Source organism: Nonomuraea sp. NPDC050202, from assembly GCF_040656115.1.
GTDB lineage: Bacteria > Actinomycetota > Actinomycetes > Streptosporangiales > Streptosporangiaceae > Nonomuraea.
The window spans coordinates 1-21,755 of record NZ_JBFALF010000032.1 but is presented as its reverse complement, the minus strand read 5'-3'; the positions used below and the strand labels follow the sequence as shown (position 1 = coordinate 21,755).

Sequence of the window (21,755 nt, the reverse complement as noted above, 5' to 3'; positions counted from 1 at the left end):
ACGCATCACCGCCGATCGCTCCGAGAAGGGCTGGTCACGAGCCCGGCGTCATATGCCGCGATCACGAGCTGCGCCCGATCACGAGCCTGCAGTTTGGCCAGTAGATGACCGATGTGCGTCTTCACCGTGCCGACGGTGAGGTGGAGGCGCTCGGCGATGTCGCGATTCGACAGCCCCGTGGCCACGAGCGTGAGCACCTCGCGCTCCCGGGGAGTGACCCCGTCGAGGGGGCGTGGTGGTGGAACCTGTTCGGCGCGCTGCAGGAACTCCGCGATGAGCCGGCGCGTGACGGTCGGCGCCAGCAGGGCTTCCCCGCCGGCCACCACCCGGATCGCGCTCAGGAGCTCGGCCGCCGTGGTGTTCTTGACGAGAAAGCCGCTCGCACCGGCTCGCAGCGCCGCGTACACGTATTCGTCCAGGTCGAAGGTGGTGAGGATCAGCACGCGGGTGCCGGAGCTCTGCGGTGAACCGCAGATGCGCCTGGTCGCTTCGATCCCATCCATCTCCGGCATGCGCACGTCCATGAGAACGACGTCGGGACGTAACCGACCGGCCAGCCGCACCGCCTCGTCCCCGGTGCCCGCCTCGCCGACGGTCACCATCCCCGGCGTGCTGTCGATGAGCATCTTGAAGCTGTCACGCACCAGCACCTGATCTTCAGCGAGCAGCACCTTGATGGACGGGCCCACACCCTCCTGCGACCCCAAGCGGCTCACTCCCTCACCCGCACCCAAGCTCACATCCATTGCCCCATCCGGGCCAACCAGATCACACCATCCAGCCCAGAATCCGATCACATCGGCCTGTCCGGAGAAACCACACCGGCCGGCCGATGCACCCAGCTGGGCTTCAGGCTGCGGCACCCACCGGACCGTAGGGCAAGCGTGCCACCACGTGGAACCCGCCATCGGCCTGAGGCCCGGCGCTGAGCGTGCCGCCGAACATCACCGCCCGTTCCCGCATCCCGATGAGACCGTGCCCGCCCAGGAACGCCGATCGTGCTTCGCGCTGCGTCCGTGGGCCGCTGTCGCGGACTTCGATCACCGCTTGTCCGTCATCGAGCTGCACGGTGATCGAGCATCGGGTGGGCGCCGCGTGCTTGATGACGTTGGTCAGGGCCTCCTGGACGATCCGGTACACCGACAGGGCCACCGCGGACGGCAACACCGCGTCCGCGTCCGCGGGCACGCTCAGCTCCACCTCGACCCCGGCCGACGTGGCCTGATCCACCAGCCCGGACAGGTCGGCCAGGCCAGGCACGGGCGCCAAGGAGTCGGGCGAGTCGCCGTCGGATCGCAGCAGGCCGAGCACCCGGCGGATCTCGGTGAGCGTGCTCTGGCTCGTCTGCTCGATGACCGCCATCGCGGCACGTACCTCCTGAGGGTGGAGGTCGGCCACGTGGTTGGCCACGGTGGCCTTGACGGCGATCACGCTCATGCTGTGCCCGATGATGTCGTGAAGCTCCCTGGCGATGCGCCTGCGTTCGTCGGCGACGGCGGCTTCGGCACGGTGGCGGGCGAGGTGGGCGACCAGGAACCGCTGGCGGCGGACCATCACGCCGAGCCCCCACGAGGCGCTCATGAAGACCCCGATCGCGCTGCCTTCCACCGGAAGGTACGGGGGTAACTCGGTGTGCTCCAGAGCGGGCGGCAGGGTCGGCAGCACCTGCGTGTAGAAGACCAGCACGGCCGCCGCCGCGCCACACAGGCATCCGGCCAGGTGCGCCGCCGAGCGGCCGAGCGGAACGGTGGAGGCGACCAGGTAGAGCGTGAGCGCGGCCGGGATGAAGGACACCCAGATCGCACCGGCGGCCACGGCACCGGCCGCGGTGGCCAGCACGGCCGCCGTGCCCGCGACGGCGAACATGGCCTGGGGCCATCGCCGCCGGAAGGCGACCGGCAGGCTCATGACCGCGGCGACCGGCCACGCCGCCCACGCCGGCAACCACGAGGACGGCCCCGGCGGATCGACGAGCGCGTAGCCGAGGAACAGGGTCAGGGCCACCGCCGCCCCGGCCTCGGCGACCGGCCGCCACACCATCCGTCGTGCTGGGCTCATCATGCGGAGAACGTACCGCGTGGGTGTCGTGCGAGGCATCTGACCTGGGTCGGAGATTTCGCGTCCGACCCAGGTCTTACCTGGGGTTTCTCACATTCCGTGGATCCGACTACAGCCTGACACAGCCCCACCCGGTCCCCCGCGAACGGCCTTCCTCGGCTGCACCCGGAAGCAGCATCGCACGACGCACAGGCGCAGCCTCCAGCACCGCACAGCACGAGAAACGAGCACGTCAGCTCAACTCATCGCGGAACGGACACCCTCCGCGGGATCACCAGCCCGGCCAGCACCCCGACCACCGCGATCCCCGCCGCGGCGAAGAACGCCCCCCGCAACCCCTCAACCGTCGCCACCCGCAACGCCTCACCGGTCAGCCCCTCGCCCCCACGACCGGCCACGGCCACCAGCACGGCCAGCCCCACACCACTACCGGCCTGCAGAACCGTGGACGAGAGCCCGGACACGGCCCCCTGCTCGTGCGCGGCCACCCCGGTAGAAGCCAGGATGAACATGGTGGTGAACGACAACCCCGCCCCCACCCCGAAGCCGACGGCTCCCGCGAGCAGCCCGAGGTACGTACCGTCCACGGACAAGCTGAACGCCAGCACACCGGTACCGGCCACCCCCACCAGCACGCTGAGGAGCAGCGTGCCGCGCAGCCCGAGGCGCGGGATCAGCCGCTCCCCGGCCAGGTTGCCCAGGGCGATCCCCAGCGTCGGCCCGAGGAAGGCCAGGCCCGACTGCATGGCGTCGTAGCCGAGCACGTCCTGGAAGTGCAGGGTGAGGAAGTACGGCACGCACTGCAGGGTCATGCCGTACACCAGGATGGCACCGACGGCGGCGCTCGTGTGCCGGTTGGCCAGCAACCGCAGCGGCATGAGCGGGCTGCGGCTGCGCGCCTCGATCACGACGAACGCGACGAGCAGCCCCACCGCCACCACCAGCGGCACCAGGACGCCGGCGGAGCCCCACCCCCACTCGGCGCCGCGCGAGATCGCGAACACCAGACCGGTGACGCCCGCGGTGCCGGTCAGCGCCCCGGGCAGGTCGAACCCGCCCGCACGCCGCACCCCGTCCGGCGGCAGCACGCCCGCACCCCGCACCTCATCCGACGGCAGCACGCCCGCACTTCGCACCCCGTCCGACGGCAGCACGCCCGCACGCCGCAACCCGTCCGACGGCAGCACGCCCGCACGCCGCACCTCATCCGGCGCGAGCACGCCGAACGCCGCCACGACGCCGAGCGCCGCCAGCGGCACGTTCACGAAGAACACCGCCTCCCAGCCGAACGCGCCGGTCAGCACGCCGCCGAGCAGCGCCCCGACGCTCATCCCGCTGGCCCCGCACACCGCCCACACCGTCATCGCCCGGTTCCGCGCCCGCCCCTCCTCGAACATGGTGACCACCAGCGACAGGGTCGCCGGCATCAACACCGCGCCGCCGAGCCCTTGGAGCGCCCGCGCGCCGATCAGCGGCCCGGGCGCGCCGGCCAGCCCGCCGAGCAGCGAGGCGACGCCGTACAGGAGCATGCCGAGCACGAACATGCGCCGCCTGCCGAGCAGGTCCGACAGCCGGCCGCCGAGCAGCAGGAAACCGCCGAACGGCACGGCGTACGCGCTGACCACCCACTGCAGGTCGGAGGGGCCGAACCCGACCTCCCTGCCGATCTGCGGCAACGCGACGTAGACGATGGTGAAATCGAGGGCAGTGATCATGCTGCCCAGCCCCAGCAGGACAAGAGGGATCATGGATCTCATGCCGGACAGCCTGCTGGCGTCCCGGAACCGCAACCAGCCCCGCGTGTTGGCTAGCCAAATTTTGCCTAGGCTGGGCGGATGTGGATCGAAGCGTTGAGCTGAGCGAGTTCCTCAAGTCGCGGCGGGCTCGGCTGCGGCCCGAGGAGGTCGGCGTGCCGTACCGGAGCAACGGCACGCGGCGGGTGCGCGGGTTGCGCCGCGAGGAGCTGGCGCTGCTCGCCGGCGTGAGCGTCACCCACTACACCCGCCTGGAGCAGGGACGCAGCCAGAACGTCTCGGCCGAGGTGCTGGACGCCATCGCCGACGTGCTGCGGCTCACCGGGGACGAGCGGGCGTACCTGCACGCGCTGGCCCACCCGGCCCACCGCTGCCGCGACTTCCCGCGGACGCCGGTACGGCCGGGGCTGCAACGGCTGCTCGACTCCCTCGTGCTCACCCCGGCCTTCGTCCTGGGCCGCCACGCCGACATCGTGGCCTGGAACAGGCTCGCCGCCGCCGTCTTCGCCGACTTCGCCGCGATCCCCGACGAACGCAGGACCATCGCCCACCTGATCTTCCTGGACGAGGGCATCAGGCGCCTGCACGGTGAGCGCTGGCCGCGCCTGGCCAGGGAGCACGTGGCCCAGCTCCGTATCCTGGCCGCGCGCTTCCCGGAGAACCCGCACGTCACGGCCCATGTCAACGCCCTGCGCCAGGAGAGCCCCGAGTTCCGCGACCTGTGGCGGGAGCATCACGTGGCCGCCGCGACGCACCGCGACTACGTGCTCGACCATCCGGTCGTGGGCGAGCTGCGGCTGTCGGCCGAGCTCGTCACCCTGCCGGGGGACCCTGAGCTGCAGGGCATGGACCTGTTCGCGGCCGAGGCCGGCTCGGAGTCGGAGGCCGGGCTCCGCCACCTGGCCGCCACGACCACGCTCATGCCGTCGGCCCAAGGGGGAATGCCGCACCCTCCCCAGCAGTTGGGGCGGTCATGACGACAATCGCCTTCATCGGCAGTGGACACATCGGCGGCACGGTCGCCCGGCTCTCCGTCGAAGCCGGTTACGACGTCGTGCTCAGCAACTCCCGCGGCCCGGAGACGCTCAAGGACCTGGTCGCCGAGCTCGGCCCCAGGGCTCGCGCGGCGACCCCGGCGGAGGCGGCGGCGGCCGGCGACCTGGTCGTCGTCAGCATCCCGCTGCGGGCCTACCGCGACGTCCCGGTGGAGCCGCTCGCCGGCAAGCCCGTCCTCGACACCAACAACTACTACTCGCAGCGGGACGGGGACTTCCCCCAGCTCGACGACGGGTCACTCACGTCGAGCGAGCTGCTGCAACAGCACCTTCCGGCGTCGAGGGTCGTCAAGGTCTTCAACAACATCTTCTTCGTGCACCTGAGGGCACTGTCTCGCCCGAGCGGCACCCCTGACCGCACCGCCCTGCCGATCGCGGGTGACGACGCCGCCGCGAAGGAGGCGGTGACCGCGTTCCTGGACGCGATCGGCTACGACGCCGTCGACGCGGGCCCGCTGGCGGAGGGGTGGCGGTTCCAGCCCGGGACCCCGGTGTACGGCAACGCGTACGCGGGAGACAACCCGAACTTCTCCGAGTCGCCGGGAGTGCCGGCCGGCGCCACGAAGATCCGGACCGCGCTGGACGCCGCCAAGCGCTGACAGGAGCAACAGGTCGTCATCCGCACCGCCGACCCCGGCTCCCCCGCCCGTCGGGCACTCCAGCTCTTGAAGGTCACCGGTGCTCAGCGAACCAAGTCGCTCGCACCGGTGTCCAACCCATCATGATCAGTGCGACGCTCGCCTTGCTGCTGGCCCTCTCTCCCGTGGCCGCGATCGAGATCCCGAAGAACTTCCTGCTCATCGAACGCGACGCACGCAAGAAGCTGGGCCCCATGCAGGTGGACGAGGAGGGCTACACGATCAGCGACAAGCTGACCGCCCCGCTGGAGCTGAACCCGTGCCACCACAAGCGCGCGACCGACCGCGACCGGGTGGCGGCCCGCACGATCACCCACTGGACCAGCGCCCCGAGCGGCTCCTCCGAGCAGCTCGTCCTCTACAAGAGCTCCCGCGCCGCCCACACCGCCCTGACCCGCCTGCGCGCCGACGTCAAGCGGTGCGCGCGCAGGAGCAGCCCGTCGCAGCCGAGACTCAAGATCCAGTGGCGGACGAGCCAGGCCAAGGCGGGGGACGAGGCCGTGGGGATGGGATACCAGACCCGGCAGGGCGGCAGCGTGAACCAGACGATCACCGGCATCGTCGCGCGCCGGGGCAGCGCGCTGATGATCTACACGACGGACGAAGGCTTCTACGACCCCGGCCGGCTGACCAAGAACGCCAGGAAGATGGCCGTCAAGGTGTGCCAGTTGCCGGGGGTCTGCTAGGGAACGTCCCAGGAGCGGCATCGAACAGCCGCGCGCCCAGGCCGCCACAGCTCGCCGAACACCACTCCGCCATGCTGACGGCCGGACCTTGCCGGCCTGGCCGCACCTGTACGGCCATCACCGCGGACACACCGCCCTGGGCGGCCACCCGCCGGCCTCACGGGACGGAACACCTAGGACAGCGGGTCGTTGGAGAGATTGATGCGAATCTCCGTGTTGCGATATCCCGCGCGCCGGAACGCGGCCGCCATCGGCACGTTCCCCATATCGGTGGTGGCGGTGATCCGCGACTCACCGTTACCCGCATGCATCCGGGTGATCTCGCCGAGCATCTCGTCCACGTACCCCCGTCCACGGAACTCCGGGACCACACCGAGATAGCCCACGTTCACGCTGTACGGCGTCGCCGAGGGAATGGCCATCCCCGCCACCTCGCCCTCGGGCGTCCAGGCGATCCGCCACCACTCGCGCTTGCCAGGCGCGCCGAGATAGAAGTCCATCTCCTCGCGCGCGGCCGCCTCCACACCCTTGGCCGCCACGCTCGCCCGGGTCTGTGCGTCCAGGCTGCCCTCGGCGACCCTCCGGAACACCGCCAGGAACTCCTCGTCGGACGCCCCGGCGAACCGCAACGTCCCCGCCGCCGCGGGCACCCCGTCGGCGGGCGCCCACTCGAACTGCAGCCGCTCCACCTCCCGGTGGAACCCGGCCGCACGCGCCGCCTCCCGCCGCCATCCCACGGCCGCCGAGGTGACCGGATCCTCACGCCAGCCCCCGGCCACCTTGATCGCGTACTGCACCGGTCGCGGGAACCCGGCCACCCCCGCCTTGATCAGCCCGGCGGCGACGGCGGCCCGCTCCGCCACGGCCGGGTCCACGTCGAGGCAGTCGAGCGCGACCGGGTACGCGCTGTCCCTCGGCCCCCACCACAGAGCCCGCCCCACGACGCGCCTGCCGGCCTCGGCGATCCACGTCTACTCCGGCCGGTACATGTTCTCGGCCAGCTCCGCCAGGTAACGGCCGGCGGGAATCCACCCGACAGGCTCGCTCACGCCCCAGGCAGTCACCAGGTCGAGCTCCCCGGGGACGATCGCACGGTAGGAAATCACCCGAAGAGGCTAGCGAGCCCATGACACGAAACCCGCAGCGCCATGGCCACGAGCGACCTAGCCGTAGGCCTCCTCCGCCCGCTCGTAGCCGGCGAGGGTGTTGTCCAGCCGCCTCAGCAGTGGACTGTCCATGGCGCCCCTGCCCGAGTCCAGAATGCGTTGGCCGCGGCACGTTCGATCAGCAGGCCCGCCATGCCCGTCGCGGCGTGCACGTCGCCCCAGAACTGGCTGACCGCCCTGTCGGCGTCCGCGAAGAGCCCGCGCAGCTGGTATGCCAGGTTCCAGCGGAGGCCGCCGTAAGGCGTGGCGTGGCTCCGGTCGAAGTCGGTGGCGTTGACGGCCAGCCCGACGAGCCTGCCGGCCACCGCCTTCACCCCGCCGCGATCGATCTCGAACCCCTCCCTGTGCTCCAGCCCGAGCCCCGGCCAGCCACCCACTGGTCGGCAGGTGTCGGCTGGGGCTCGCGCATCGAGGCTCTCGAAACAGTCGGTGCCGTAGCAGCGGCTGGGATCTTGTGCAGGCGTAGTCGTAGCGGTAGCAGTTCACTTCACGCGCCAATAGGCAAGACGTGACATGAGTGGCCATTGCACGTTTTAGCCGGGGCCGTAGGTAAAGAATTCGCACTTCAAGATGCGAGCCGGTGGTCGCCTCACTGGCGAGTGTGCGATTATCGCACTATGAGCACGCTGGATTGGGCCGACATCGGCGCGCGAGTCCGCGAGTCCCGACTGGCCATGCGGCTCTCCCAGGAGCAACTGGCCGAGCTGACCGGTCTCGACAGAACCATGGTCAGTAAGATCGAGGCCGGCACAAGGCGGCTCGACGCCCTGGAACTCGTACGACTGGCCCGGGCACTCGATCTCCCAATGGGTCATTTCCTCAACGCGCCTCCAGCCGTCATGTCCCACCGCCCGCCTGTGGCTGAGGACACAGCGTCACCTGCCACACAGGCTTCCTATCGCATGGATGTGGCTCTCGCTGCCTGGATTCGGGAGATCCGGCTCCTGGTTTCTCTCGGGGCGCTCGAACCCATCCCCATCAAGCGGTACGACGGCAAGGTCGATGGGCCAGCGGCGGCTGCAGATGCGGCCCGATGGCTGAGAGCTGAGCTGAATCTGGGGCTCGCCCCCATCGAATCGCTCGCCGGCCTGTGCGAAAAGTGTGGCCAGTTCGTCCTGGTGACCGACCTTTCTGGAGAAGGCGCTTCGGCGATAGATGGTGACGTGGCTGCCGCCATCGTCTCCATCAGCGGTGATCCTGGACGGCGGCGAGCCACCGCCGCCCACGAACTCGGGCACCTGATCCTGGGAGACGAATACTCCACCGACCTGGGAGTGGGCACCTCCCGCGAAGCTCGTGAAGCCGTGATAGACGCCTTCGCCGCCGAGCTTCTCCTGCCCGTTGAGGCGATTCGGCGTGCTGCGGCATCGGCTGCCCTCACCAGAGCGGAGTTGGTTCGTCTCGCGGCGGAGTACCGGACGTCCTGGAGTCTCGCGCTGCGGCAGGCAAGAGTCGCTGATGCGATCAACCAGAACGAAGAGAAGGACCTGCGGACCTGTCCACCCACCTTCGCGGAGTTCAGGGATTCCCTGGGCTGGACACCTCAGCCGGATTTGGACGAGATTCGCGTATCCCCAATTTTCGCCCACGCGGTGATGACGGCATACAAGAACGGTCGGATCACCAGTCACCGAGCTCTGGAGCTCATGCACGGACAGCTCGAAAGCGAGACGGATCTGCCTCCGACAGCGGAGACGGATGAGCGCCCGTGACGGCCCGGCATGGTTTCTCCCTCGGAGGGTTGTGTGCCAGGGCCGGGTGCGAGGTCCACGTCCACCGGGCAGGTGAGGCCGCACTACGACGCGGCGCGCTTGGTGAACGCGTCGATCAAGCAGCCGGTGAGGTTACGCCGTGCCTCGCCGTCCGGATCGAGCAGGGGGTTGTAGATCGTTACGTCGACACACGCGACCCCTTCGTCGGCCAGCAGCGTCCCTGCGAGCACAGCGAACTCCCTTCGGTCCAACCCGCCGGGCACGCGGTAGTCGACCGCCGGCATGAGCACATCGTCGAGCACGTCAGCGTCGATGTGCAGCAGGAAGCCCTCGACGCCCGTGCCGTGCAGATGAGCGAGCGCACGCTGCGCAGTGGCCTCCGCGCCGTTCTCACGCAGTTCCTCAAGGGAGACGACCAGGGCATCGGTGGCGGACAGCGCCGCGCCGGTGTCCCGCCACTCGTCAGGGTCACGGTGGCCGATCAACGCCGCGGCCCGAGGGGTTACCAACGGCCGTGCCCCGCCCACGTTCGCAATCACGTCCGCACCGTGGCCGAACGCGAGGTACATCTCCGCATCCGACGCCTGACCTGTCGGCGAGTCGCTGGGCGGATAGAAGTCGATGTGCGCGTCGAGAAACACCAAGCCGTAAACGCCTCGCCGACGCAGCGCCAGCAAACTACCGAATATCACGCTGTCGTCCCCACCGAGGACCACGGGCAACCGGCCGTCCTCGATCGCGTCCGCCACCACGTCGGCCTGGCGCAGCGCCACCTCGGCCATCGCCTCGGCGTTGAGCAGCCGGCTCGAGTGAGCACGGTCCCTCGAGTACGGTGGCGCCTCCACCACCGCCCCGACGCTCGCGCCGATGCCCTCGGCCAGCCCTTCATCCAGCAGCGCCGTACCGAGCCGTTCGACACCGGGTACCAGACCCAGATTGGTACGTACGTGAATGACTTCCGGGGGATGCACCATCCGAATTCCTCTCTCCCGGCCGACGGCCACACCCGGTAGATGCCCGCCACATTCCATCCCCCATCAGACGCGAGCCGATGCGGTGGCGGAGTCGATCGGCAGGCCACCAACGCCGGATGCGTCGCCCCTTGAGGCCGGTGTTTAGAGTGTCTCCAGCAAGAGGAGCAGCGCATCAGTGTGCTCCGGGCGCACCGCCGTGAAGTGACGATCCTGCCCAGTGAGATCGACCAGAGTCAGTCCCGCACCGAAGGTTCGCGAGAAGTCCGTCTCCGCTGTGCCTTCCTGCCGCTCTCAATCAGCTGACACATCTCAGTGACCGCCGTGGACAGGACGAGCAACAGACCTGCGTCAAGGACGATCAGAATCACAAGGAATGATTGTCCTCCGCCTGCAAGACCTCATCGGCGCGCAAACCTCGCGCTGCCTCCAGCGTCCCGATGAACGGCAAATCGCGAACCGCCACCCCAAGCCTGGGACACCCCTGTCCCTGGTTCGGCATCAGACAGGTCCCGCCGGGCTCAGGCTTCGCCGGAGGTCAAACCGACCGGGCAGGCAACGCCGATACCGCAGTAACCGTTCGGCACTTTAAAGAGGTACTGCTGGTGTAGCGCTTTATCTCGCGCGATAAATCAGACTCAGGCTGCTGGAGCGCGTGGACTGATCCGCACCTCCAGATCGGCGTCCAGAGCCCGGGCCAGCCGCTCGAGGACCGGCAGCGTCGGCACGGTGCCTCCTCCTTCGAAACGGGCCACTGCCGACTGCGTCATGTCAGCCGCACGAGCCAGCTCACTCTGGCTCCACCCACGCGATTCCCGCATCTGTCGTACTGCCCTACCGAGCTCGAAGGCAAGACGAGCCGCGTCGTATGCCTCGGCAGCCCCGGGCTCGGACAGTCGCCGGTCACGGAGATCAGCCCAATTGGTCCGCTCGGTCATCGCCACTCCTCGTCCACCGAGTGCGCCTCGTCCATGCACCGGAACAACGCTCGCCGCGCCCGGTCCACTTCTCGATCTTCCCTCATGCGCGTTTTGTGGAAAACGGTCAGGAGGATGATCCGCCGATCCGAAGCGATCCAGTAACTGATCCGCATCGTCAGATCACCAAGGTAGAACCGCAGCTCGCGCAGCTTGCCATCGAGCTGTCGTGTGTACGGCTCCCCCAGCAACGGGCCTTCCGCCGCCAGCAGATCGATATAGAAAGCCGCTCGCGCGAACGATTCCGCCGAGAGCTTCTCCAGCCACTCCCGAACTTCCGGTTCCAGCTCTACGCTACCCCAGGCCATAGCGACGATGCTATGGCCGCAGGACTTCCCCGATCGGGTGATCGACGAAATTTGACTACCAGCGGTGATGTCGAAACTACACATAGCCATTCCGCCGGGACATAAGAGCCTCGCGAACGCCTTCGGATCTTGATAGTCGTGACCGCCACGACGTCAGCCCGCGCCGGACGCGAGACGGCCGGTAGCACGGCCTGAATGGCACAAGGCCGACCATGCTGACTCACACCGACGCGAGCCGCACGGTTCGGCCATTCAAGTCGGACTACGTCAAGCCCTTCGCGGCACTCCGCCTACCTCACGCCTCGCCGGAGGTCAGGCCGACCGGGCAGGCGACGCCCGTGCCGCCGATGCCGCAGTAGCCGTTGGGGACCTTGTAGAGGTACTGCTGGTGATAGTCCTCGGCGTAGTGGAACGGCCCGGCCGGGGCGATCTCCGTGGTGATCTCGCCGTAGCCGGCGTCCTTCAGCACCCTCTGGTACGCCTCCCGCGCCCCCTCAGCCGCCTTCTGCTGCTCAGGCGAGTGGTAGTAGATCGCCGACCGGTACTGGGTGCCGACGTCGTTGCCCTGGCGCATGCCCTGGGTGGGGTCGTGGGCCTCCCAGAAGACCTTCAGGAGCTCCTCGTACGACACCCGGGCCGGGTCGAAGACGACCCTGACGACCTCCGCGTGTCCCGTGAGGCCGCTGCAGACCTCCTCGTACGTCGGGTTCGCGGTGTAACCGCCCTGGTAGCCGACCGCCGTCGTGTAGACGCCGGGCGTCTGCCAGAACTTGCGCTCGGCGCCCCAGAAACAGCCCAGGCCGAAGTCGGCGACCTCCAGGCCCTCCGGGTACGGAGGCGCGAGGGGGGCGTCGAGGACCGCGTGGCGGGCCGGGACGGGGATGGGGTCCGGGCGGCCCGGGAGCGCGTCCTCGGGTCGGACCATCGATGTCTTGTTGCCGCCGAACAGCCAGCCCATAGCGCTACCTCCATAGGTCAGTTCCACCCTACACACGCCCCAACACTTAAGGACGTCTACACATTTCCGCTTAGTGGACGAAATTTGTGTTTAAGGGTGGTAAGGCCCGACAATCGGGTACATGCCTGACCTTCGGCGTGGCGTGTTCTTCGGGATCGCCGCCTACACCATGTGGGGGCTGTTCCCCCTCTACTGGCCCCTGCTCAAACCCTCCGGAGCCGTCGAGATCCTCGCTCACCGGATGGTGTGGTCGCTGGTGGTGGTCGTCGCCGTGCTGGCTCTGCGCAGGCACTGGGCCTGGGTCAAGGAGATGGTCCGCCAACCGAAGAAGCTCGGCCTGCTGACCCTCGCCGCCATCTTCGTGACCGTCAACTGGGGCACCTACATCTACGCCGTCAACACCGGCCACGTCGTGGAGAGCGCCCTCGGCTACTTCATCAACCCGCTGGTCAACGTGCTGTTCGGCGTGGTGCTGCTGCGCGAGCGCCTGCGTACCCTGCAGTGGGTGGCGGTCGGGTTCGGCGCGCTGGCGGTGCTGGTGCTGACGCTCGACTACGGGCGCCTGCCCTGGATCGCGCTCACGCTGGCCTTCAGCTTCGGCGTCTACGGGCTGGTCAAGAAGAAGGCGGGCGTGGCCGCCACGGAGAGCCTGGCCGTCGAGACGCTGGTCCTGCTGCTGCCCGCCCTCGCCTACGTGGGGTTCCTGCAGGTGACGGGGCAGGGCACGTTCGCGCAGGAGGGCGCCGGCCACGCGCTGTTGCTGGTGGGGGCCGGGGTCATCACGGCCGTGCCGCTGCTCTGCTTCGGCGCGGCGGCCATCAGCGTCCCGCTGAGCACGATCGGGCTGCTGCAGTACATCGCGCCGATCCTGCAGTTCGGGTGCGGGGTGCTGATCGCCAAGGAGGTCATGCCGTCGAGCCGGTGGATCGGGTTCTCGATCGTGTGGCTGGCCCTGGCCGTCTTCACCTACGACACCCTTCGGGCGGCACGGGTGAACCGTACCGCCCGTAGAGCCGCGATGCTTCAGCCGGAGCGCTCGACCACGTAGTCGCAGAGCGCCAGGAACGCGTCCTTGGCCGGGATGTCGGGCAGGCCCGAGATGTCGGCCCGGGCGCGGTCCACCCAGGCCTCCAGCTCCGCCCGGGCCCGCGCCATGCCGGAGTGGGCGCGCAGCAGGGTGAGCGCCTCCTCGACGTCCTCCTCGGCCACGGGGCCCGACAGCAGGGCCGTCAGGCGCGGGGAGTCGCCGGCGGCCAGGGCGTACAGGACCGGCAGGGTCTTGATGCCCTCCCGCAGGTCCGTGCCGGGCGTCTTGCCCGACTGGGCGCCGGAGGAGGCCACGTCCAGCAGGTCGTCGCCGAGCTGCCAGGCCACGCCGATCGCCTCGCAGGCGCGGCTGAGGCGCTCCTCCACGTCGGCGGGGGACCCCGACAGCAGCGCGCCGAAGCGGCCGGAGGCGGCGATGAGCGAGCCCGTCTTGTCGGCCAGGACGCCGAGGTAGTGGGCGATCGGGTCCTCGCCGGCGCGCGGGCCGATGGTCTCGCGGATCTGGCCCTGGACGAGCCGGGAGAACGTCTGGGCCTGGATCCGGATCAGCTCGGGGCCGAGGTCGGCCAGGAGGTCGGAGGCCTGGGCGAACAGGTAGTCGCCGGTGAGGATCGCCACGGTGTTGTCCCACCGGGCGTTGGCGGACGGGGAGCCCCGGCGGACCGGGGCCTCGTCCATGACGTCGTCGTGGTAGAGCGAGCCGAGGTGGGTCAGCTCGATGACCACGGCGCCGGGCACCACGCCCGGCGCCGACGGGTCGCCGAACTGGGCGGCGAGCAGCACCATCAGCGTACGGAACCGCTTGCCGCCCGCCTCGATGAGGTGCTTGGACACCTCGGTGACGAAGGCGTCCTCCGTCTCCACCGACGAGCGCAGGAGCTTCTCGACTGCGGCCAGCCCGTTGGCCACGTCCTGCGCCAACCGCTCGTCCGCAATGGGAAGGTCAACCACGGGTGGCGCAGACATACGAGATCCCCTTGTCTATCTGATGAACAGGCTGCTGGCAGCGTCGTTGGCAACACCGAGCACGGACTCCGGGTAGAGCCCCACCCCTACGGTAACCAGCAGCGAAACCGCGATGACTGCCACGGTCCCCATACTGGGGGCCGCGACCGCCGGGCCGTCGGCGGCCGGCTCGCTGAAGAACATCAGCACGATCACGCGGACGTAGAAGAACGCGGCGATCGCGGAGGCGACCACGCCCAGCACCACCAGGCCGGCCATCCAGCCGCCCATCGAGTCGCCGGGCTGGGTGCCGCTGTTCAGCGCGGCGGCGAAGATGGCGTACTTGCCCATGAAGCCGCTCGTCAGCGGGATGCCGGCGAAGGCGAGCAGGAAGAAGGCGAACACGCCGGCCAGGACGGGCGCGCGCTTGCCGAGCCCGGCCCAGCGGGACAGGTGCCCCGCCTCGCCGCCCGGGTCGCGCACCAGCGTCAGCACGGCGAACGCGCCGACGGTGGTGATGCCGTAGACCGCCAGGTAGAACAGGATCGCCTTGAGCGAGCCGGCGTTCTGCTGGGCGCTGCCGTACGTGGCCATCACGCCGACCAGCAGGAAGCCGGCGTGCGCGATGGACGAGTACGCCAGCATGCGCTTGATCTCGGTCTGCGTGATCGCCAGGATCGAGCCGACGACCATCGTGAGCGCGGCGACGGCCCAGATGACCGGCCGCCACTCCCAGTCGAGGTTGCCCAGACCGACCCAGAACACCCGCAGCACGGCCCCGACGGCCGCCACGAGCGTGCCGGAGGCCATGAGGGCGGTGATGGGCGTCGGCGCGCCCTGGTAGACGTCCGGCTTCCAGGCCTGGAACGGCGCCGCGCCGATCTTGAACAGCAGGCCCACGCCGAGCATCGCGAACCCGATCAGCAGCAGCGGGTCGAGCGCGTTGCCCGCGGCCATGGCCTGGTTGATGCCCGGCAGCGAGACGGTGCCCGCGAAGCCGTAGACCATCGCGGTGCCGTACAGGAAGAACGCCGAGGAGAAGGCGCCCAGCAGGAAGTACTTCATCGACGCCTCCTGCGACAGGAGGCGGCGCCTGCGGGCCAGGCCGCACAGCAGGTACAGCGGCAGCGACATGACCTCGAGGGCCACGAACATCATCAGCAGGTCGTGCGAGGCCGGGAAGAGCAGCATGCCGCCCACGGCGAACAGGACCAGCGGGTAGACCTCGGTGTGGCCGGTGCCGTTGTCGTGCGCCTCGGCCTCCTCCTCGTCGGCGCTGCCCGGCACGGCCGCGGCGGAGGCCACGAAGTGCCCCTCGTCGTTGATCAGCAGCACGCAGACGAACGACAGGACGAGGATGATGCCCCAGATGAACAGGGCGGGCCCGTCCACGGCGAGCGCGCCCATGGCGGAGGCCGTGGTGGACACCTGGCCGCGCACCGTCTGCACCAGGACCAGCGCGAACGCGCCGGCCAGGCTCAGCAGGGTGAGCGGCACGTGGATGGACTTGCGCAGGTAGCGCGGCGCGAACGCCTCGACGAGCACGCCGATGCAGGCCGCGCCGAAGATGATCAGCAGCGGCGCCAGCGTGCCGTACTCGATCGTCGGCGCTTCGATGGCGGGGTTCACTGACCTGTCCCCTTCTCAGCGATGGTGGAGGTGGGCACCTTCACGTTGGTCAGCGTCTGTTGCACAGACGGGTTGATCACATCGAGCAGCGGCTTGGGGAAGAAGCCGAAGCCGATGATGAGGGCGACCAGCGGAGCCAGCACCCAGACCTCGCGGGCGTTCAGGTCCTTGAACGCCTTGACCGGCTCGGCCGTCGGCCCGTTCATGGTGCGCTGGATCATCCACAGGATGTAGACGGCCGCGAGGATGACGGCCACCGCCGAGATGATCGCGGCCACCGTCAGCGCGCCGGAGCCGTGCGCCTGGCTGGAGTACGTGCCGATCATCACCATGAACTCGCTGACGAACGACGACAGGCCCGGCAGCGAGAGCCCGGCCAGACCGGCGACCAGGAAGAAGCCCGCGAGCACCGGGGCGACCTTCTGCACGCCTCCGTAGTCGCTGATGAACGGCGACCCGCGCCTGGCGATGAGGAAGCCCGCCGCCAGGAACAGCGCGCCGGTGGCGAAGCCGTGGTTGACCATGTAGAGCGCCGCGCCCGACTGGGCGACGTCCGACATGGCGAACACGCCCAGGACGATGAAGCCGAAGTGCGAGATCGACGTGTAGGCGATGAGCCGCTTCATGTCGGTCTGGCCGATGGCCACGATGGCGCCGTAGATGATGCTGATGACCGCCAGCACGACGATCGGCATCGTGAACGCCTTGGCGGCCTCGGGGAACAGCTCCAGGCAGAAGCGCAGCATCCCGAACGTGCCGACCTTGTCCAGCACGCCCACCAGCAGCACCGCGGCGCCGGCCGGAGCCTGGGCGGCCGCGTCGGGCAGCCAGGTGTGCACCGGCCACAGCGGCGCCTTGATGGCGAAGGCGATGAAGAAGCCGCCGAACAGCCACTTCTGCATCGCCGGGTCCTGGATGGCCCCGACGAGCTCGGGGAACATGAACGTCTGCTTGCCCGCGACGAAGTACAGCCCGATGACCGCGACCAGCATGAGCAGGCCGCCGAAGAGCGAGTACAGCAGGAACTTGACGGCCGCGTAGGACCGCTGGGCGCCGCCGTACGACCCGATCATGAAGTACATCGGGATCAGCATGGCTTCGAAGAAGACGTAGAACAGGAAGATGTCGGTCGCCGCGAAGACGCCGATCATCATCGCTTCCAGCACCAGCAGCAGCGAGAAGTACGTCTTGACCGACCGCTTGGGCGTGATCAGCGTGCCGTCGGCGGTCTTGACCCCGTCGGCGTCGTGCCAGGAGGCCAGGATCACGATCGGCACCAGCACCGCCGACAGCGCGATGAGCACCAGGGCCACGCCGTCCACGCCGACCCCGAACTTCACGCCGAAGCTCGGGATCCAGTTGTACTCGGCGACGTACTGGAAGCGGTCGCCGGAAGGCTTGAACCCGGCGGCCACGACGCCCGTGAGGACCAGCACCAGCAGCGAGACGAGCAGCGCTACCTGCTTGGCCAGCTTGTCACTGCCCTTGGGAAGCAGGGCCACCACGACGGCGCCCACCACGGGCACCGCCATGAGTATCGGAAGCCAGGGTGACATCAGATGTTCCCAACGAGGAGCAGGGCGCCGGTCAGCAGGGCGGCACCGATGAAGATGGACAGCGCGTACGTTCTGGCGAAGCCCGTCTGGACCCGCCGCAGGCGCCCGGAGCTGCCGCCGATGCCCGCCGCCAGGCCGTTGACGATCCCGTCGATGCCGCGGTTGTCGAAGAACACCGCCAGACGGGTCAGCCACTGGCCGGGGCGCATGAAGAGCGACTCGTTGAGCGCGTCACCGTAGAGGTCGCGCCGGGCGAACGTGGTGAGGAAGGAGCCGCGCGGCTGCACCGACGGCACCTCGACCCGGCCGTACTTCATCCAGGCGAATCCCGCGCCGACCGCGACCAGCGCGAGGGTCGCCAGACCCGGCGTGCTGGTGAAGTGGAACTCCGGACGCTCCGCCGGCGCGCCGACCGCGGGGGCGAGGAAGTCCAGGAGCCGGTTGCTCAGGACGAGGTAACCGCCCAGGAAGATCGAGCCGAGCGACAGGATCATCAGCGGTACCGTCATGACCAGCGGCGACTCGTGCGGGTGCGCGTCGTCGGCCCACCGCTTCTGGCCGAAGAAGGTCATGAAGACCATCCGCGACATGTAGAAGCCGGTGATGCCGGCGCCCAGCACGGCCAGCCAGCCGAGGATCGGCTGGTGGTGCACCGCGGTCTCGATGATGCCGTCCTTGGTGAAGTAACCGGACAGCAGCGGGAAGCCGATGATCGCCAGGTAGCCGATGAAGAACGTGGCGAACGTGATCGGCATGACCTTGCGCAGTGCCCCGTACTTGCGCATGTCGACCTCGTCGTTCATGCCGTGCATGACGGAGCCGGCGCCGAGGAACATGTTGGCCTTGAAGAAGCCGTGCGTGATCAGGTGGCCGATCGCGAAGGCGTAGCCCGCCGGGCCGAGGCCCGCGCCGAGCATCATGTAGCCGATCTGCGACATCGTCGAGCCGGCCAGGCCCTTCTTGATGTCGTCCTTGGCGCAACCGATGATCGCACCGGCGAGCAGCGTGACCGCGCCGACGATGGCGACGGCGAGCGCGGCGCCCGAGCCTTCGGGGAAGAAGAACGCCCCGGAGCGGACCACCAGGTAGACGCCGGCGGTGACCATGGTCGCGGCGTGGATGAGGGCCGAGACCGGGGTCGGGCCCTCCATGGCGTCGAGGAGCCAGGACTGCAGCGGGAGCTGCGCCGACTTGCCGCAGGCGCCGAGGAGCAGCAGCAGGCCGATGGCGAGCATGGTGCCGTTCGTCTGGCCGGGCTGGATCTGATCGCCCAGCTCCTTGAAGGTCAGGGTGCCGAACGTGGTCCAGATGATGAACATGCCGACCAGCAGGCCGAAGTCACCGACGCGGTTGACGACGAACGCCTTCTTGGCCGCGACCGCCGCGGACGGCTTGAACTGCCAGAAGCCGATCAGCAGGTACGAGGCCAGGCCGACACCCTCCCAGCCGATGAACAGCCCGACGTAGTTGTCGGCCAGCACCAGCAGGAGCATCGCGGCCACGAACAGGTTCAGGTAGGCGAAGAACCTGCGGCGGTGCTCGTCGTGAGCCATGTAGCCGATCGAGTAGATGTGGATCAGCGAGCCCACACCGGTGATCAGCAGCGCGAAGCTGATGGACAGGGGGTCGATGAGCAGCCCCATGTCCACCATGCCGGGGATGAACTCGTACAGGTGCACCGCCCTGCGGCGCTCCTCCGCCCCGAGCCCGAGCAGCTCGAAGAACGCCAGCACCGCCACGACGAACGAGGCGAGGGACATGGCCACGCCCAGCAGATGGCCCCAGCGGTTGGTGAACCGGTTGAACACCAGCAGGATGAACGCCCCGACCAGCGGGAGGGCGATCATCAGCCAGGCGTTGCCGATCACTCCACCGGTGTGCGGCGTGATCTCAGCGATATGAGATTCCACCAGTCACCTCAGTACTTCAGCAGGTTCGCGTCGTCGACGGACGCGGACCTGCGGGTTCGGAAGATCGTCACGATGATGGCCAGGCCGACCACGACCTCGGCCGCGGCCACCACCATCACGAAGAACGCGATGATCTGGCCCTCCAGGTTGCCGACCTGCCTGGAGAAGGTGACGAAGGCGAGGTTGCAGGCGTTGAGCATGAGCTCCACGCACATGAACACCACGATCGCGTTACGCCTGATCAGCACGCCCATGGCGCCGATGGCGAAGAGAATGCCGGACAGGACGAGGTAGTGCGTCGTCACTTGGTCACCTCATTGGTCTCGGCGTCCTTCTCCGCCTCGGTCGGCGCCTCGTCGATCTCGGCCGTGTGCTTGATCGCCTCGGCGAGCCTGGGGTCCTCGGGCAGGTGGTCGTGCTCGACGTCGTAGCGCGCGATGTACCGGTTGACCGAGGACTCGGCGACCGACCCGTCGGGCAGCAGCGCCGGCATGTCGATGGCGTTGCTCCTGGCGTAGGTGCCGGGGCCCGGCAGCGGCGACGGGTGGTCGCCGAGGAACCGGGCGCGGGACAGGTCCTTCTGCGTGACCTTCTCGGTGAGCTTCTCGCGGTGCGCGAGCACCATCGCGGCCAGCGCGGCGGTGATCAGCAGCGCCGAGGTGATCTCGAACGCGAACACGTACTTGGTGAACAGCAGCAGCGCGATCGAGCGGATGTAGCCGCCCTGCCCGGTGGCCTGCGCCAGGCCGGCCTGCGGCGCGAAGACCGCGTTGCCGACGGCCAGCACGATCAGCGCCAGGAAGCCGAGGCCCGCCAGGATCGCCCAGAAGCGCTGGCCCTTGAGCGTCTCGACGAAGGAGTCGGAGGAGTCCACGCCCACGAGCATGAGCACGAACAGGAACAGCATCATGATCGCGCCGGTGTAGACGATGATCTGCACCGCCGCCAGGAAGGGCGCGTCCTGCACCGCGTACAGGACGGCCAGGCAGAGCATCACGGTGCCGAGCATCAGCGCGGAATACACGGCCTTGCGGTTGAAGACCATGCCGAGCGCGGCGCCGACGGACACGACGGCGAGCACCCAGAAAGTGATGGTCTCACCCATTGGTCCGCCCCAGCCGGTAGTAGTCCTCTTCGGTCTCACCGAGCCGCATGGGGTGCGGCGGCTGCTCCATGCCCTGGGTCAGCGGCGCGAGCAGCATCTCCTTGGTGTAGATGAGGCTCTCGCGGTTGGTGTCGGCGAGCTCGTACTCGTTGGTCATGGTGAGCGCGCGGGTCGGGCAGGCCTCGATGCACAGGCCGCACAGGATGCACCGCAGATAGTTGATCTGGTACGTGCGCCCGTAACGCTCGCCCGGCGAGAAGCGCTCCTCCTCGGTGTTGTCCGCGCCCTCGACGTAGATCGCGTCGGCCGGACACGCCCAGGCGCACAGCTCGCACCCGACGCACTTCTCCAGCCCGTCAGGCCAGCGGTTGAGCTGGTGACGCCCGTGGAAGCGAGGAGCCGTGGGCTTCTTCTCCTCCGGGTAGTTCGTCGTGACGGGCTTCTTGAACATCGTGTGGAAGGTGACCCCGAAGCCCTTGACGGGGTTCAGCCAATCAGTTAGTCCCACTGGGAATCTCCTTGTGCTGCACCCCGTGGTAGTGCGGCAGGTCGAGCGGCGGCACAGGGAAGCCACCGGCCGTCGGCTCCTCGGACAGTTGCGCGAACTCGGCGTCCACCTGTGCCTTCCTGGCCTCCTTGCGCCGCTGGTTCACGGTGTCGAACCGCATCCAGATGGCCAGCGCGGCGATCACGATGACCACGCCCAGCCCGATGCCGAGCGTCCGGTTGCCGTCGTTGACCACCACGTTGCGCACCGCGGCCACCAGCAGGATCCAGGCCAGGTTGACCGGGATCAGCACCTTCCAGCCCAGCGACATCAGCTGGTCGTAGCGCACCCGCGGCAGCGACGCGCGCACCCACACGATGAAGCAGAACGTCAGCACGAACTTGATGAAGAACCACAGCACCGGCCACCAGCCCTGGTTGGCGCCCTCCCAGAACGTGGAGATCGGCGCCGGAGCCCGCCAGCCGCCCAGGAACAGCGTCACCGCGATGCCCGAGGCGGTGAAGGTGTGCAGGTACTCGCCCATCATGATGAGCGCGAACTTCAGCGACGAGGAGTACTCGGTCTGGAACCCGCCGACCAGCTCGCCCTCACCCTCCGGCAGGTCGAACGGGATGCGCGCGGCCTCGCCGAACATGCACACCACGTACACCAGGAAGGACGGGATGAGCAGCACCGCGAACCAGGTCTGCTCCTGCGCCTTGACGATCTCGGAGGTGGACAGCGTCCCGGCGAACAGGAAGATCGCCACGAACGACAGCCCCATCGCGATCTC

Annotated in this window: 23 protein-coding genes; 5 read left to right on the top strand and 18 right to left on the bottom strand. The window is 68.7% G+C overall.

The features are described from left to right. Positions 1–5 precede the first annotated feature (5 nt). The 3 genes from AB0I79_RS47730 to AB0I79_RS47720 all read right to left on the bottom strand — a co-directional run bounded on the left by AB0I79_RS47730 (position 6) and on the right by AB0I79_RS47720 (position 3,815). Positions 6–863 carry a response regulator transcription factor gene (locus tag AB0I79_RS47730; protein ID WP_357888507.1) on the bottom strand — a complete coding sequence of 286 codons (858 nt, stop codon included), beginning with the start codon at positions 861–863 and terminating at the stop codon, positions 6–8. Beyond that, positions 850–2,061: a sensor histidine kinase gene (locus AB0I79_RS47725; protein WP_357888504.1), complete on the bottom strand. Its 1,212-nt coding sequence runs from the start codon at positions 2,059–2,061 to the stop codon at positions 850–852. The genes AB0I79_RS47730 and AB0I79_RS47725 overlap by 14 nt, the downstream gene beginning before the upstream one ends. Before the next feature lie 239 nt (positions 2,062–2,300). Continuing rightward, positions 2,301–3,815, bottom strand: coding sequence for an MFS transporter (locus AB0I79_RS47720; RefSeq protein WP_357888501.1), 1,515 nt, complete (start codon positions 3,813–3,815; stop codon positions 2,301–2,303). Positions 3,816–3,895: 80 nt separating this feature from the next. On the opposite strand from AB0I79_RS47720, the gene AB0I79_RS47715 reads away from it, so the two are divergent. The 3 genes from AB0I79_RS47715 to AB0I79_RS47705 all read left to right on the top strand — a co-directional run bounded on the left by AB0I79_RS47715 (position 3,896) and on the right by AB0I79_RS47705 (position 6,191). Next, positions 3,896–4,789, top strand: coding sequence for a helix-turn-helix transcriptional regulator (locus AB0I79_RS47715; protein WP_357888498.1), 894 nt, complete (start codon positions 3,896–3,898; stop codon positions 4,787–4,789). Next, a complete protein-coding gene (locus AB0I79_RS47710) occupies positions 4,786–5,466 on the top strand; it encodes an NADPH-dependent F420 reductase (RefSeq protein WP_357888495.1) in 681 nt (226 codons plus the stop codon). Before AB0I79_RS47715 ends, AB0I79_RS47710 begins: the two co-directional genes overlap by 4 nt. A 122-nt stretch (positions 5,467–5,588) precedes the next feature. Then, positions 5,589–6,191, top strand: coding sequence for a hypothetical protein (locus tag AB0I79_RS47705; protein WP_357888492.1), 603 nt, complete (start codon positions 5,589–5,591; stop codon positions 6,189–6,191). Between the two features lie 173 nt (positions 6,192–6,364). Here the strand turns inward: AB0I79_RS47705 and AB0I79_RS47700 are convergent, their stop codons facing one another. The 3 genes from AB0I79_RS47700 to AB0I79_RS47690 all read right to left on the bottom strand — a co-directional run bounded on the left by AB0I79_RS47700 (position 6,365) and on the right by AB0I79_RS47690 (position 7,734). Continuing rightward, positions 6,365–7,132 (bottom strand): GNAT family N-acetyltransferase, encoded by a 768-nt coding sequence (locus AB0I79_RS47700; protein ID WP_357888489.1) that lies wholly within the window; start codon positions 7,130–7,132, stop codon positions 6,365–6,367. 30 nt (positions 7,133–7,162) lie between these two features. Further along, on the bottom strand, positions 7,163–7,297 hold the full coding sequence (locus tag AB0I79_RS47695; protein WP_357888487.1) for a hypothetical protein: 135 nt from the start codon (positions 7,295–7,297) through the stop codon (positions 7,163–7,165). Positions 7,298–7,410: 113 nt separating this feature from the next. Continuing rightward, positions 7,411–7,734 carry a hypothetical protein gene (locus AB0I79_RS47690; RefSeq protein ID WP_357888484.1) on the bottom strand — a complete coding sequence of 108 codons (324 nt, stop codon included), beginning with the start codon at positions 7,732–7,734 and terminating at the stop codon, positions 7,411–7,413. A 240-nt stretch (positions 7,735–7,974) separates the two neighbouring features. Here AB0I79_RS47690 and AB0I79_RS47685 point away from each other — a divergent pair, with 240 nt between their 5' ends. Continuing rightward, positions 7,975–9,069, top strand: a complete 1,095-nt coding sequence (locus tag AB0I79_RS47685; protein ID WP_357888482.1) for an XRE family transcriptional regulator — start codon at positions 7,975–7,977, stop codon at positions 9,067–9,069. Between the two features lie 83 nt (positions 9,070–9,152). On the opposite strand, the gene AB0I79_RS47680 is transcribed toward AB0I79_RS47685, so the two are convergent. From AB0I79_RS47680 to msrA, 4 genes are all read right to left on the bottom strand, one after another. Then, positions 9,153–10,043: an arginase family protein gene (locus tag AB0I79_RS47680; protein WP_357888479.1), complete on the bottom strand. Its 891-nt coding sequence runs from the start codon at positions 10,041–10,043 to the stop codon at positions 9,153–9,155. A gap of 635 nt (positions 10,044–10,678) precedes the next feature. Beyond that, entirely contained in the window at positions 10,679–10,978 is a 300-nt protein-coding gene (locus AB0I79_RS47675) for a helix-turn-helix transcriptional regulator (protein ID WP_357888476.1), read from the bottom strand. After that, a complete protein-coding gene (locus tag AB0I79_RS47670) occupies positions 10,975–11,325 on the bottom strand; it encodes a type II toxin-antitoxin system RelE/ParE family toxin (protein WP_357888473.1) in 351 nt (116 codons plus the stop codon). Before AB0I79_RS47670 ends, AB0I79_RS47675 begins: the two co-directional genes overlap by 4 nt. A gap of 295 nt (positions 11,326–11,620) precedes the next feature. After that, the gene (msrA, locus tag AB0I79_RS47665; protein ID WP_357888470.1) at positions 11,621–12,283 is read right to left on the bottom strand and encodes a peptide-methionine (S)-S-oxide reductase MsrA; all 663 of its coding nucleotides are present in this window, start codon (positions 12,281–12,283) and stop codon (positions 11,621–11,623) included. Positions 12,284–12,404: 121 nt separating this feature from the next. On the opposite strand from msrA, the gene rarD reads away from it, so the two are divergent. Next, complete coding sequence (gene rarD / locus AB0I79_RS47660) at positions 12,405–13,331, top strand: EamA family transporter RarD (RefSeq protein ID WP_357888467.1); 927 nt, start codon at positions 12,405–12,407, stop codon at positions 13,329–13,331. On the opposite strand, the gene AB0I79_RS47655 is transcribed toward rarD, so the two are convergent. The 8 genes from AB0I79_RS47655 to AB0I79_RS47620 form a co-directional block, all read right to left on the bottom strand. Further along, the gene (locus AB0I79_RS47655; RefSeq protein WP_357888465.1) at positions 13,307–14,296 is read right to left on the bottom strand and encodes a polyprenyl synthetase family protein; all 990 of its coding nucleotides are present in this window, start codon (positions 14,294–14,296) and stop codon (positions 13,307–13,309) included. The genes rarD and AB0I79_RS47655 overlap by 25 nt on opposite strands. Before the next feature lie 15 nt (positions 14,297–14,311). After that, positions 14,312–15,904 (bottom strand): NADH-quinone oxidoreductase subunit NuoN, encoded by a 1,593-nt coding sequence (nuoN, locus tag AB0I79_RS47650; protein WP_357888462.1) that lies wholly within the window; start codon positions 15,902–15,904, stop codon positions 14,312–14,314. Further along, entirely contained in the window at positions 15,901–17,460 is a 1,560-nt protein-coding gene (locus AB0I79_RS47645) for an NADH-quinone oxidoreductase subunit M (RefSeq protein WP_357888459.1), read from the bottom strand. Before AB0I79_RS47645 ends, nuoN begins: the two co-directional genes overlap by 4 nt. Further along, positions 17,460–19,307, bottom strand: coding sequence for an NADH-quinone oxidoreductase subunit L (nuoL, locus tag AB0I79_RS47640; RefSeq protein ID WP_357888755.1), 1,848 nt, complete (start codon positions 19,305–19,307; stop codon positions 17,460–17,462). Before nuoL ends, AB0I79_RS47645 begins: the two co-directional genes overlap by 1 nt. Positions 19,308–19,378: 71 nt before the next feature. Further along, a complete protein-coding gene (gene nuoK, locus AB0I79_RS47635; RefSeq protein WP_148433096.1) occupies positions 19,379–19,675 on the bottom strand; it encodes an NADH-quinone oxidoreductase subunit NuoK in 297 nt (98 codons plus the stop codon). After that, positions 19,672–20,475: an NADH-quinone oxidoreductase subunit J gene (locus tag AB0I79_RS47630; protein ID WP_357888456.1), complete on the bottom strand. Its 804-nt coding sequence runs from the start codon at positions 20,473–20,475 to the stop codon at positions 19,672–19,674. Before AB0I79_RS47630 ends, nuoK begins: the two co-directional genes overlap by 4 nt. Continuing rightward, the gene (nuoI, locus tag AB0I79_RS47625) at positions 20,468–20,983 is read right to left on the bottom strand and encodes an NADH-quinone oxidoreductase subunit NuoI (protein WP_148433094.1); all 516 of its coding nucleotides are present in this window, start codon (positions 20,981–20,983) and stop codon (positions 20,468–20,470) included. The genes AB0I79_RS47630 and nuoI overlap by 8 nt, the downstream gene beginning before the upstream one ends. Then, the coding region (locus AB0I79_RS47620; protein WP_357888453.1) for a complex I subunit 1 family protein at positions 20,970–21,755 on the bottom strand (786 nt) is incomplete at its 5' end. The genes nuoI and AB0I79_RS47620, both read right to left, overlap by 14 nt.